The sequence below is a fragment of the Flavobacterium caeni genome, assembly GCF_900101895.1.
GTDB classification, from domain to species: domain Bacteria; phylum Bacteroidota; class Bacteroidia; order Flavobacteriales; family Flavobacteriaceae; genus Flavobacterium; species Flavobacterium caeni.
Genome location: NZ_FMVF01000002.1, coordinates 154,069 through 166,547 on the forward strand (window position 1 = coordinate 154,069; position 12,479 = coordinate 166,547).

At 49.0% G+C, this 12,479-nt stretch carries 10 protein-coding genes; 6 read left to right on the top strand and 4 right to left on the bottom strand.

Translation table 11 applies throughout. From position 1 onward, the window contains the following. Window positions 1-70: 70 nt before the first annotated feature. The 4 genes from BLP55_RS00685 (at window position 71) to BLP55_RS00700 (ending at window position 6,335) form a co-directional block, all read left to right on the top strand. Window positions 71-988 carry a glycosyltransferase family 2 protein gene (locus tag BLP55_RS00685; protein WP_091140126.1) on the top strand — a complete coding sequence of 306 codons (918 nt, stop codon included), beginning with the start codon at window positions 71-73 and terminating at the stop codon, window positions 986-988. After that, entirely contained in the window at window positions 985-2,274 is a 1,290-nt protein-coding gene (locus BLP55_RS00690) for a hypothetical protein (protein ID WP_091140128.1), read from the top strand. Before BLP55_RS00685 ends, BLP55_RS00690 begins: the two co-directional genes overlap by 4 nt. Before the next feature lie 82 nt (window positions 2,275-2,356). Then, window positions 2,357-4,051 (top strand): energy-dependent translational throttle protein EttA, encoded by a 1,695-nt coding sequence (ettA, locus tag BLP55_RS00695; protein WP_091140131.1) that lies wholly within the window; start codon window positions 2,357-2,359, stop codon window positions 4,049-4,051. A gap of 79 nt (window positions 4,052-4,130) precedes the next feature. Beyond that, complete coding sequence (locus tag BLP55_RS00700) at window positions 4,131-6,335, top strand: response regulator (RefSeq protein ID WP_091140134.1); 2,205 nt, start codon at window positions 4,131-4,133, stop codon at window positions 6,333-6,335. Window positions 6,336-6,463: 128 nt separating this feature from the next. On the opposite strand, the gene BLP55_RS00705 is transcribed toward BLP55_RS00700, so the two are convergent. Continuing rightward, entirely contained in the window at window positions 6,464-7,729 is a 1,266-nt protein-coding gene (locus BLP55_RS00705) for a DEAD/DEAH box helicase (protein WP_091140136.1), read from the bottom strand. A gap of 3 nt (window positions 7,730-7,732) precedes the next feature. Between BLP55_RS00705 and BLP55_RS00710 the strand changes: the two genes are divergently transcribed. Then, window positions 7,733-8,074 carry a hypothetical protein gene (locus BLP55_RS00710; RefSeq protein WP_091140138.1) on the top strand — a complete coding sequence of 114 codons (342 nt, stop codon included), beginning with the start codon at window positions 7,733-7,735 and terminating at the stop codon, window positions 8,072-8,074. Window positions 8,075-8,718: 644 nt separating this feature from the next. On the opposite strand, the gene BLP55_RS00720 is transcribed toward BLP55_RS00710, so the two are convergent. Both BLP55_RS00720 and BLP55_RS00725 read right to left on the bottom strand, forming a co-directional pair. Further along, complete coding sequence (locus BLP55_RS00720; RefSeq protein WP_091140142.1) at window positions 8,719-9,102, bottom strand: hypothetical protein; 384 nt, start codon at window positions 9,100-9,102, stop codon at window positions 8,719-8,721. After that, on the bottom strand, window positions 9,099-10,136 hold the full coding sequence (locus BLP55_RS00725; RefSeq protein ID WP_091140144.1) for a formimidoylglutamase: 1,038 nt from the start codon (window positions 10,134-10,136) through the stop codon (window positions 9,099-9,101). Before BLP55_RS00725 ends, BLP55_RS00720 begins: the two co-directional genes overlap by 4 nt. Before the next feature lie 139 nt (window positions 10,137-10,275). On the opposite strand from BLP55_RS00725, the gene BLP55_RS00730 reads away from it, so the two are divergent. Next, window positions 10,276-11,160, top strand: a complete 885-nt coding sequence (locus tag BLP55_RS00730; protein WP_091140146.1) for a hypothetical protein — start codon at window positions 10,276-10,278, stop codon at window positions 11,158-11,160. 53 nt (window positions 11,161-11,213) lie between these two features. Here the strand turns inward: BLP55_RS00730 and hutI are convergent, their stop codons facing one another. Continuing rightward, window positions 11,214-12,449: an imidazolonepropionase gene (hutI, locus tag BLP55_RS00735; protein ID WP_091140148.1), complete on the bottom strand. Its 1,236-nt coding sequence runs from the start codon at window positions 12,447-12,449 to the stop codon at window positions 11,214-11,216. Window positions 12,450-12,479: the final 30 nt, after the last annotated feature.

Here is a 12,479-nt window from a genome sequence, read left to right on the forward strand (position 1 = left end):
ATTGGGTCGGCAGATCGCTGTGGACGCCCGCCCAAAAAAGTAGAATCTTGATCGATAATTTAGAGTAACAATGAAACTATCTTTTGTGATACCGGTTTTTAGGAATGAAGGTTCGATACATCCGACCTATGAAAAACTGTTATCACTCATACACCAATTGCAACTGCAATATGAATTCGTTTTTGTAAACGATGGATCGGACGACAATTCACTTCAAGAGTTGATCGCGTTGCAAGACCGGGATTCGGCGGTAAAGATAATTTCGTTTTCCAGAAATTTTGGCCAAGTTGCCGCTGTAGTCGCGGGTCTCAAGGAAGCAAATGCCGATGCGGTGACCATCATGTCGGCCGATTTGCAGGAGCCTGTAGAACTCATCGCCGACATGATCGCCAAGTGGAAGGAGGGCAACGAAATTGTAATCGGGCACCGCATTGACAGGGAAGATGGTTTTGTGGCCAATACGGCATCTGTCATTTTTTATAAATTGATGAAGTACGTGAATCCTAAAATGCCCAAAGGCGGTTTCGATTTCATGCTTATCGATAGGAAGGCGCTCGATGTTTTGAATCAAATCGACGAGAGAAACCGTTTTTTTCAAGGCGATATTTTGTGGCTCGGATTCAACACGGCCTTTATTCCCTACACCAGGCTAAAAAGAACCATCGGAAGATCGCAATGGACATTGTCTAAAAAACTAAAATACTTTATCGATGGCTTGTTGAACACCTCCTACATTCCCATCAGATTGATGTCTTTGCTGGGGATCTGTTTTTCCGTTTTCGGGTTTCTGTATGCCCTTGTTATCGCTTACAACAGATTCATACACAACACACCATTTACTGGCTGGGCACCCATCATGATCACTATCTTGATCATTGGCGGATTGATAATGCTCATGCTGGGCATTATTGGGGAATACGTTTGGAGGACGTACGATGAAACCCGGAAACGGCCGCTTTACATCATCAAAGATAAATTCATCAAATGAAGAGAATAATCGACTTTGTCGCAAAGTACCCGGTGGCCATTACGGCGTTGATTTGTATCGTATTCCATTTCTTGCTGCCGTTCAAACCCAAGCCTTTTGGTGACGGCGAGTACCACGAAGGAACCATCCAACTGGTCGAATACATCCTGAACGGATTTCAAGGAAACATTCGCGTAGACAAAGGCATGTTTACGCTGTTTTACTATCTTACGCCGTACAGTTTGGCTTATGCCTTTCACAGCGACGCGGTATTTTATTTGTTTGGGATTGCGTTCAATTCGATCGTAGTTTGTGCCGGCATTTTTTATTTGTTCAAAACACTTGACTTGTTGGGTTTTTCGAATAAAGTGAAGGCCTGTGCGCTGATCATTTTATGCCTGTTTCCAATCCATGTATATTATGCGATGGGAATTTTGGCCGAAACTGCCGCTTTTTTTGCCATCACGCTTTTTGTCTATTCGTGGGTGAGGATCAATGAAAAGTCGGGTTCGCGGCGGCATTTTGTCGCGCTGTCCTTTGCGCTGTTGATGCTGGTGGGAACGCGGCCCAACCTGCTTCCTTTTCTGATTGTCTTTTTGCTGTATTTCCTGGTTTTAAAGTTTGATTGGAATCGTAAAATTGCTGTTATTGCGCTTGTTGTGATTCCCTTGTTTTTGTTGGGTTTCTTTGAAGGCAAGGTGAGTCGGGTCGATGAAAACTTCAAGAGCATCGTTTTTAGAAATCAAATCCTGTGGTCCCGATTCGAATTGCGGGACGAACCGTTTAATTGGCTACCGCAGCACGGACAAGACCAATTTGCCTCGTCCGACTACTTGAACAACCTCAAGAAAAGGGCCGAACTGGACTCCATTTGCGACCAAAACAACTTCGACAAAACCCAATATTATTTGAATTGGGTCAAGGACGACATCATCCAAAACCCGGGCCTCACGCTGCGCCAGTATTTCTTGAAATTTTTCCAATCGCAGAGCTTCATCATTTCTCCCTTGATGAAATCAAACAAGAGCAATTTGATCAAGTATGGCGTACACGGGTATATCAATCTTATCAATTATGTCTTGATTCTTTTTGCGCTGATCGGCATGTATCTTTTGGCGAAGAACAGAAAGTATAGATTATTTTTCCCATCACTTTTTCTTTGGGGATGGAGTTTGCTCTACGTTTTCATTTTTCATTCAGAACAACGCTACATGTTTCCGGTTCGACCGTTGTTGATTTTTCTCTTTGCATATACCATAAATCATTACTTTCAAGACAAAAAAAGTTCAAGTTCGCAGGCGCACTAAAAGGCAACGCCACCAGGGTGGCCTAGATGAAAGGCAAGGGCTTGGACATAAGAACAAAAACAATAACATAATTCAATTTTCCATGTCAGACGATAAAAAAGTCATATTCTCGATGTCGCGCGTCAACAAGACGTATTCATCCAGCAACAAACAAGTCCTAAAGGACATTTATTTGAGTTTCTTTTACGGCGCCAAAATAGGTATCCTTGGTCTCAACGGATCGGGTAAATCCTCGCTCTTGCGCATCATCGCGGGTGTCGACAAGAATTACCAAGGCGATGTGGTGTTCGCGCCGGGCTACACCGTTGGCTACCTCGAGCAGGAGCCGCAACTCGACGAGAACAAGACCGTCATCGAAATCGTACGCGAAGGCGTGGCCGAGACCATGACTTTGCTCGATGAGTTCAACAAGATCAACGACATGTTCGGGCTTCCCGAAGTGTACGAAGACGCCGATAAGATGCAAAAACTTATGGACCGCCAGGCCGAACTGCAAGACAAGATCGATGCGGCAGGCGCCTGGGAAATCGACACCAAGCTCGAAATCGCGATGGATGCGTTGCGCACACCCGAAGCCGATACGCCGATCAAGGTTTTGTCGGGCGGGGAGCGCCGTCGTGTGGCGCTTTGCCGTCTGTTGTTGCAACAACCCGATGTCTTGCTTTTGGACGAACCTACCAACCACCTCGATGCCGAGAGCGTTCTCTGGCTCGAACAGCACTTGGCGCAGTACGCCGGAACGGTCATCGCCGTGACGCACGACCGTTACTTCCTCGACAATGTCGCAGGTTGGATCCTGGAACTCGACCGTGGCGAAGGCATTCCGTGGAAAGGCAATTATTCGTCTTGGCTCGACCAAAAGTCCAAGCGCATGGAGCAGGAGGAGAAGGTTGCCTCAAAACGCCGCAAGACGTTGGAGCGCGAGCTCGAATGGGTGCGTCAAGGCGCCAAAGGTCGTCAAACCAAGCAAAAGGCGCGTTTGCAGAACTACGATAAATTGCTCAACGAAGACCAAAAACAACTCGACGAAAAACTCGAGCTCTACATCCCGAACGGTCCGCGTTTGGGAACCAATGTCATCGAGGCCAAAAATGTGGCCAAGGGCTACGGCGAAAAATTGCTGTACGACAACCTCAATTTTACGTTGCCGCAGGCGGGAATCGTGGGCATCATCGGGCCAAACGGTGCGGGTAAGACCACCATTTTCAGGATGATCATGGGCGAGGAACAACCCGATGCGGGTACGTTTGTCACGGGTGATACCGTCAAGATTGCCTACGTAGACCAATCGCATGCCAACATCGACCCAGAGAAATCGATTTGGGAAAACTTTTGCGACGGACAGGAACTCATCATGATGGGCGGCCGTCAGGTCAACTCACGCGCCTACCTGAGCCGTTTTAACTTTGGCGGATCGGACCAAAACAAAAAAGTATCGATGCTGTCGGGCGGTGAGAGAAATAGATTGCACCTGGCCATGACGCTCAAGGAAGAAGGCAACGTGCTGTTGCTCGACGAGCCTACGAACGACCTCGACATCAACACGCTGCGTGCGCTCGAGGAAGGGCTCGAAAACTTCGCAGGATGCGCGGTGGTCATTTCGCACGACCGTTGGTTCCTCGACCGTATTTGTACGCACATTTTGGCGTTCGAGGGCAACTCCGATGTGTATTTCTTTGAAGGCGGTTTCTCTGATTACGAGGAAAACCGCAAGAAACGCCTGGGTACCGACGTGACGCCAAAACGCATCAAATACCGAAAACTCATTCGAAATTAATCTTTAACAAAAATCCCGTCGGTTGGCGGGATTTTTTTTGACTAATAACTGTATATTTGGCCAGATATTTATATGCAGCATGCCCTATCCCCGAATCCTAGGCTTGTGGTTTTGCATGGTTTTTCTGGCTTTTCAAGGGTTTTCGCAAACGGCAACGCCTTCAAAGAAAGAAATCACCAAGCTTTCCGATCAAGCGTCTGCCTACCTGACCCATGCGCAGTTTGAGAAATCGCTGGACGCGTCGCGTTTGGCTTTGCGGTACGCGGTCGAAATAGGCGACGATTATCTCATCGCGACCAACTACAACACGATTGCAGGCAATTTCGATGAATTGTCCGAGCCCGACAAAGCGATCTTTTTTTACAACAAAGGACTCGAGCACGCCAACAAAACCCAGAACGACACGCTCAAGAACTGGCTCAACAACAACCTCGGCAACATGTATTTTTTCGAGAAGAAAGAGTACGAAAAAGGCATCGCCTACTACAAAAAGTCGATCGAATACAGCGAAAAGACCGCCGATACGACACAATTGGTGTTCACCAAACTCAACATTTGCTGGGGTTATTTCGACATCGGGCAATTCGACAAAGGCGCCCCTTATTTGGCGTACATCAACCGCTACCACCAAAAGTTTGGCGACGAGACGACCATTGTGGCGCTCAACATGCTCAACGGCATGCACTACAGCCATTTGAACGACCGCAAGGCCGAACAGTATTTCTTGACGGCGATCAAACTGGGCACCGAAGGGAAAGAAAAATTCGATTTGTCGTATTCGCACGAAGAGTATTCCAAATACCTGCTCAAGAACGGTCGTTACAAAGAGGCTTACGAGCATCTGGCGTTGTTCAAAAAAATCAGCGACCAGCTCTACGATCTGCAAAAGCTCAAAAAGGCCGACATGGCGGGCATCAACCTCGAGCTCGACGAATACAAACGCGAAATAGGCAAGGTCGAATCCGAAAAGGAAATGCAGGCGCTCAACCTCAAGAAGTCGCAAATCATCGCCGTGCTGTTTTTTGTGATCCTCATCGTGCTGCTGCTGTTGCTTTATACGTTGTACAAGAGCAATATTTTTCGCAAAAAGGCCAATGCCGATCTCACGCTGGCCAACGAAGAACTCATCGTCGCCAACCAAAAAGCCGAAGAAGCCTCGTTGCTCAAGACCCAATTCGTCTCGACCATCAGCCACGAGTTGCGTACGCCACTGTACGGCGTGGTGGGCATCACCAACATGATCCTCGACGAACACAAGGAACTGGCCGACAGCCCGCACCTGAATTCGCTCAAGTTTTCGGCGCGTTACCTGCTGTCGCTGGTCAACGATATTTTGCAGATCAACAAGATCGAGGAAAAGCGCATCGTATTGGAAACGCTTACCTTTAATGTAGCCGATGAGATCCAGGTGATCACGAATTCGCTCGAATTCATCGCCAACAAGAACGAGAACAAGGTGCATATCGACGTAGATCCCGCCATTCCTGAATTTTTGATCGGCGACAAACTGCGCTTTTCGCAAATTTTGATGAACCTCACGAGCAACGCGCTCAAGTTTACCAAAAAAGGCGAGGTGACCATCGCGGCCAAACAAGTCAAGGTCGACGGCAAAAAGCACCACATCGAATTCAAGGTGATCGACAACGGCGTGGGGATTGCACCCGAAGACCAGGCCAAGATTTACGACAAATTTGTGCAGATTGGCCGAAAAGACGACGATTACCAGGGCACAGGACTCGGGCTATCGATCGTCAAGCGGTTGATCGAATTGTTCCAGAGCGAAATTTACCTGAAAAGCGAATTGGGCCAAGGCACCACCTTTACGTTTACGATCGTTTTCGAATCCGATGCGATCAAGACGCGCGAAATCATCAACAACATCGAGGTCGATTTGACGTCGAGCCAAATCCTGCGCGTGCTGGTGGTCGAGGACAACAAGATCAACCAAATGGTCACCAAAAAAATCATCGAGAAGAACAATTTCAAGTGCGACATCGTCGAAGACGGTTTGTCGGCCATCGCCCTGACCGAGCGCAACCAGTACGATATCATCCTGATGGACATCAACATGCCCGTCATCAACGGATTCGAAACCACCCGACGCATGCGCGCCCAAGGCGTAACGGCGCCCATCGTGGCGCTCACGGCGTTCGACAAAGGCGAAATCACCGAAGAAGCCATGTCGGCCGGGATGAACGACATCATCATCAAGCCGTTCGAGCCCGTTAAATTGTTTCAGATCATCAACAGCCAGATTATTAAAAGACGAAACGCCAACGGGTGAGGTTTTGGAGTCAAGAGTCAAGAATCAAGAGTCAAGAATCAAGAGCCAAGACGTCGAAAATTTAAGTTCTTTCGCGGTCTTGGCTCTTGCAGTGAAACGGTCTTGATTCTGGCAGCGTAGCGGTCTTTTTAATACCAACGCTTCTTATTGTTCTTCGAGCCTTGCGACTTTCTTGATTTGTTTTTGTGGTGTCCGCCGCTGCGGTTCGAGTTTTTTTCGGGCGCGGCCGGAACAACGATTTCACTCGGGCTGCCTTCGTGCCACGGATACGGATGGTCTTCAATCACCGAAACATCCACTTTGATCAGTTTCAAAATGTCTTTCCAATACGGATGTTCGTCCTTGCCGCAAAAAGAGATCGCGATACCGCTTTGTTGCGCGCGTCCGGTGCGCCCAATGCGGTGCACATAGGTTTCGGGTACGTTCGGCAAATCAAAGTTGATCACATACGGCAATTGTTCGATGTCGATGCCACGCGCCGCGATATCGGTGGCCACGAGCACGCCGACTTCCTTGGCCTTGAACGCATCGAGCACACGCTGACGGGCGTTTTGCGATTTGTCGCCGTGGATGGCCTCGGCCGGAACGCCTTTTTTGCGCAAGGCGCGCACGATGTTGTCGGCGCCATGTTTTGTTCTTGAAAACACCAACACGTCCGAGAGTTTTTCGTTCCGGATCAAATGATAAAGCAAATTTCTCTTTTCGCCTTTTTCGACAAAGTAGATGCGTTGCTCGACTTTCTCGGCCGTCGACGAAACCGGTGTTACCGTCACCGACGCTGGATTTTTAAGGAACATTTCGGCCAATTCACGAATCGCAATCGGCATGGTTGCCGAGAACAACAACGTCTGACGGTTGTCGGGCGTGAGTTTGACGATTTTCTTGACGTCGTTTACAAAGCCCATGTCGAGCATCTGGTCGGCTTCGTCCAAAACCAGCGTGTGCAAATGGTCGAGATCGATAAAACCTTGTTTGTGCAAATCGAGCAAACGGCCCGGCGTGGCAATCAAAATATCGACGCCGCGGCGCAACTGATCGACCTGCGGCACCTGCGAAACCCCGCCAAAAATAGTAATCTGACGCAAGTTTGTATACTTGCCATAGGTGTCAAAACTCTCACCAATCTGGATCGCGAGCTCGCGCGTAGGCGTCACCACAAGCGTACGGATTTTCTTGGTTTTGTTCGATGAACCCACAATGCGGTGCAAATTATGGATGATTGGAATGGCAAACGCGGCGGTCTTACCGGTACCGGTTTGCGCGCACCCTACCAAATCTCGGCCGTCCAAAACGAACGGAATGGCCTGCTGCTGGATAGGGGTGGGGTGGGTATAGCCTTCTTCTTCGACGGCTTTTTGGATGCTTTTGGAAAGCGATAAATCTTCGAATAACATAGGATGGGAATTGCTTTAGGGCAATTTGGGGGCAAAGATAGTGTTTTATTTTTGGAGCTGTTTCCCGCTTTCCACTGCAATCTTTTTGCGGCTCCACTGCGTTGCGCCGCAAAAAGGATTTTCGTTTCAATCGGGGCTATGCTGCCGCAGGCTTTCTTTTGCCTTGACGCAAAAGAAACAATCCCGAAGCGTCGGGACAAGGCCTACAAATCCCAGGCTCAAAAACTACGTCGGTTCTCGTTCCAAACCGCTAACCGCTCGTCGCTTGCTGATCGCAGCGACTCGGCTCTACGCAGTTTTGGGTTTAATAATCTACCTGAAGCCCAGTGGGCTTCCTCCTTTTAATTTCAAATCTTGTTTTTTACGCCTGTTATTTGATGGCCGCTGGCGCTCAAGGAAAGTGTCTATTTTATTTTTGGCTTGCCCGCGGCGCCAAAAATCCGTACGAGGAGCTTCGTTTAAAGTTGAATGAATCGTTTCGCTTACGACGTTCGTCGTGGGACGTCCTCCGCGGGGAAAAATCTTCCGGCCACGACATATTTCCCTGCGCGTTGGACGAACGCACAAAGCGAGGGACGTATTTTATACTTACGACAAACTTTCTTCGTGAGGCTGGCGCATCGACCTTGCAGGCGGGCACCGGCCGTTCGAAGATGGTGCAAAATTAAAAGCTGTCTGAGCCATTTGATATTAAGAGGAGGAAGTCCAGTGGACTTCAGGTATTTTTTCTAACCCGAGTTCTTTTAATTTAGCCATCGAGAACATGGCTGGTCGCCGAAAGGTCTGCGCCTACGCCGTTTTGCTACTTTTGCGGCGAGCCAAAAGTAGACCCGCGGTAGCGAAAACACCTTAGAATTCCAAAACGTGCGGTTTTGAAGATAGTCCGAGCAACGTAGTCAACCCCTAGCCCCGATGGCAGTGGAAATCCTTTTTGCGCTTACAAAGCGCAAAAAGATTGCAACGTACAGCGGGAAACAGCTCCCAAAAAATCACTCCTTTACCAAAACAAACTCCCCCAAAATAGATTTAGAAAGCTGCATTTTGACCCGCATGCTGGTTTGCTTGAACTTGAGGACCTTGATCTTGAGTCTTTGGCTTTTGCCGGTAAGCAGAATGGTTTTTGTCTTTTTCTTGTAGGTCCAGTTCGTGACGGTGCGTTTGGGATCGGCGGTAGATTTAAAGGTGCCGTCTGGGTTGAACGTCAGGATGACATTGCTTTCGAGCGCTTGCTTGGCGTCTTTGAGTTTGGCTTTCGATAGGCCGTCTATGCTGACCACCTGGTGGATTCTCCATTGGCCAGCCAGCGATTGCGCGTTTTGGGCGTGCGCGGCAAACGTTAAAAGGGCGAGCAGGATGGCGATGATTTTTTTCATGACTGCGTCGAATGGGCTTTGATGAAATCGGTGACCAGGTAGCCAATGAGCTTGCCGATGAGGTGGTTGTTCTTGTCTTCGCCCAAATCGGGCGCGCCTTCGCAAATGTGCAGGTAGGCGGCGTTCTCGTTCTTGCCAAAAAAACTGACAAACTGCCGAAGTTCCTCGATCGAGAACCCGCTGAGCGTCATGGCGCTGCTCGCGATGTTGGGGATGGCGTCGAGGTCGATCTCGATGCCGTAGCGGTCTGATTTGATGAAATGCAGCGCGCCTTCCATTTCGGTGGTAAAGTATTTCTCGCGTCTGATCGCGATTTCGTCATACGTATTGTAGCGCACGCGGTCGTCTATTTTCTTGATGATGTCGAGTACATTTTTTGAGGTATAGTTCTCGTGCAACCCAAAAATGAAATACTTTTTGAGGAAGCCCTGGTCGTAGGCATACGAAAATCCATTGCCGCTGTGGCGTCCTTCGAGGATGCGAAAATCGGAATGGGCGTCGAAATTGACCGCGTTGATGGCCTTGCCGTGCGCGAGCGCCGTGCCCTTGATGTTGCCGTAGGCGTTGTTGTGCCCGCCGCCAATCACGATCGGGACTTTTCCCGCGCGGACAATGATCGAAACGATGTGCGCGACTTCTTTGTCGATGCTCTCGACCAGGTGGTTGAATTGTTTGCGGTGGTCGATGTTGTGAAAGTCGAGTTTTTGCGCCATTTTCATTTCGGCGGCCACGTCTATGGTTCCCAAAACGAGCAACTGGCTGCCTTTGCAAAAACGGTTGTGCTGGATGTTGGCGATGCTGCGAATGGCGCTGTCCCACGCCGACGCCGCGCCCGGACGCCCAAAATTGGCACGTACGCCAATGTCTTCGGGTATACCGAGCAGTACGTAACGCGCCGTAGATTCCCGCAAAAAGCCAGCAATGTCGATGCCTTTGGGCACCGTCTGCATTTTTTCGCCAAACTTGATTTCGCCGCTGCGGTGGTTGGTGACCTTGGCCAAATCGGTAATTGAAAACGGGACAAGCTTATCCATACGTATCGTTTAGGAAATCAAAAATATAATTTTTTGCACAAAATTTCGTTAACAGATTTGTTGTAAATTAGAATTAACATAACTTTGTTAAGTTGTAAAATAAAAACTTTCTAATTCGTTAAAACTTAATTATTTGTTTATGGAAAATCAAAAAAATAATTCAAATCTTAAAGCAATCATCGCCATCTTGGCGGTCCTACTCGTCGGAAGTTTGGTTTACATCTTTAAAATGACCTCAGACGCGAAAGCGCTTCAAACAGAACTAACCACCACCAAAACAGACAAGGCATCGGTCATGAAAGACCTCGAGGAACTCAAGGCTACCTACGACGCTGCCATTGCCGAAAATACATCGATGTCGGACGAATTGATTGCCGAAAGAGAGAAAGTCGTCAACCTCATGAAGGAGCTCGAAAAGTCGAAAGGCGATGCGGCTTCACTCAGAAAATACCGCTCACAGTATTTTGCGTTGGAGTCTAAAATGAAGGCGCTCGTGGCCGAAAACGACCAACTCAAGAAAGACAACCAGGTACTTACCACGCAACGCGACAGCACCGTGATGGTACTCGGCGAGGCCCAGAAATACAACGAAGTATTGGTAGGCCAAAACGAAGAGTTGTCGAGAACGGTAGAGAAAGCCTCTAAGCTTAACATCACCAACCTGCAAACGGCGGCCTACAAACTCAGAAGTTCAGGCAAGCAAGTCGAGACCGAGCGCGCCAGACGTGCCGATGTGTTGAAAATCAGCTTCGTGATCAACGAAAACGCGGTGGCCAAGCCAGGTGAACGAACCTATTATGTACAGGTGATCGACAGCAAGAACAATGTATTGGGCGAGAAAAAGACCGAAGCTTTCGGCGACAAATCGCTTACGTACAGTTTCTTGACCACCATCAACTACGAAAACAAGCCGGTACAGGTAACGCAAGATTTACCGGGCGAAAACTTCGAAAAAGGAACGTATTTCGTCAATGTATTCGACAAGGCAGAGCTCGTTTCAAAAGCCAGCTTCACCTTGAAGTAATCAACAAAATTTATAAAACTGAACTCCCATGCCGTTGTAACATGGGAGTTTTTTTATGCCCATTTTTTGCCGTCCAGCCACACCTGTTCGATCAGGTTGCTGCCAAATGCGTACGGCAGTTGGTAAAATGAAGTGATGGGTTGGGTGACGATGAAGTTGGCTTTCTTGCCCGCGGTAATGCTGCCGTGCGTTTTCGAAAGTCCCATGGCGTAAGCCCCGTTGATCGTGGCGGCGTTGATCGCTTCTTCGGGTGTCATCTTCATCTTGATGCAGGCCGTGGCCACTACAAAATTCATGTTGCCCGATGGCGTAGACCCCGGGTTGAAGTCGGTGGCCAGCGCAAGCGGTAAACCTGCGGCGATCATTTCGCGGGCCGGCGTGTACGGGATGCTCAAAAAGTAGGAGCAAGACGGCAGCGCCACGGGCATGGTTGTGGTATTTTTAAGGATGTCGATGTCTTGCGGGGTCATAATTTCGAGGTGGTCTACCGAAAGCGCACCGTGTTTGACGCCGGCCGCAACACCGCCAATGGCGGTGAATTGGTTGACGTGGATCTTTGCGACCAAGCCATGTTTGTGTCCCGCTTCGAGGATGCGCTCGGTTTGCGCGACCGAAAAATAGCCGGTTTCGCAAAACACATCGATGTATTCGGCCAGTTGTTCGCGCGCGATGGCAGGAATCATCTCGTTAACGATCAAATCGATGTAGCCGTCCTGGTTTTGTTTGTAGTGTGCCGGAAAAGCGTGCGCGCCCAAAAAGGTCGCCTTGATGGCAATCGGATAATCGGCCTTGAGCCGACCGATCACACGTAGCATCTTAATTTCGTCTTCTACCGACAGCCCGTAACCCGATTTGATCTCGACCGCGCCCGTTCCCAAACGCATGACTTCTTCCAATCTTTTTTTGGATTGCTCGTAGATCTCTTCTTCGGTCGCATCGTGCAGTTTTTGCGCCGAATTGAGTATGCCGCCGCCGCGGTTGGCGATTTCTTCGTAGCTCAATCCGTTGATGCGGTCTACGAATTCCTGTTCGCGGTTGCCCGCATAAACAATGTGCGTATGGCTGTCGCACCAAGTAGGCAGGACAATTTTACCCGCAGCATCGATGGTTTGTCCGTCAATTTTAGGGCAATCGGTCATGGGGCCGAACGCTTTGATCGTATCGTTTTCGATCAGTAAAAAGGCATTTTTGATGGTCGGAAGTGTCGCCATTTGTGCACCCGAAACCTTGTCGGTCGGGGTTTCGCGTACCTGTAACAATTCCTTGATGTTCGTAAAAAGCGTCTGCATCGGATTTTTTTGTAAAAGTAGCAAGGCATT

Bases quoted from the DNA above. Each gene is read 5' to 3' on its own strand.
- hutI (WP_091140148.1), bottom strand. From the start codon at position 12,449: ATGCAGACGCTTTTTACGAACATCAAGGAATTGTTACAGGTACGCGAA.
- BLP55_RS00685 (WP_091140126.1), top strand. From the start codon at position 71: ATGAAACTATCTTTTGTGATACCGGTTTTTAGGAATGAAGGTTCGATA.
- BLP55_RS00725 (WP_091140144.1), bottom strand. From the start codon at position 10,136: ATGGATAAGCTTGTCCCGTTTTCAATTACCGATTTGGCCAAGGTCACC.
- BLP55_RS00700 (WP_091140134.1), top strand. From the start codon at position 4,131: ATGCCCTATCCCCGAATCCTAGGCTTGTGGTTTTGCATGGTTTTTCTG.
- BLP55_RS00720 (WP_091140142.1), bottom strand. From the start codon at position 9,102: ATGAAAAAAATCATCGCCATCCTGCTCGCCCTTTTAACGTTTGCCGCG.
- ettA (WP_091140131.1), top strand. From the start codon at position 2,357: ATGTCAGACGATAAAAAAGTCATATTCTCGATGTCGCGCGTCAACAAG.
- BLP55_RS00690 (WP_091140128.1), top strand. From the start codon at position 985: ATGAAGAGAATAATCGACTTTGTCGCAAAGTACCCGGTGGCCATTACG.
- BLP55_RS00730 (WP_091140146.1), top strand. From the start codon at position 10,276: ATGGAAAATCAAAAAAATAATTCAAATCTTAAAGCAATCATCGCCATC.
- BLP55_RS00705 (WP_091140136.1), bottom strand. From the start codon at position 7,729: ATGTTATTCGAAGATTTATCGCTTTCCAAAAGCATCCAAAAAGCCGTC.
- BLP55_RS00710 (WP_091140138.1), top strand. From the start codon at position 7,733: ATGGGAATTGCTTTAGGGCAATTTGGGGGCAAAGATAGTGTTTTATTT.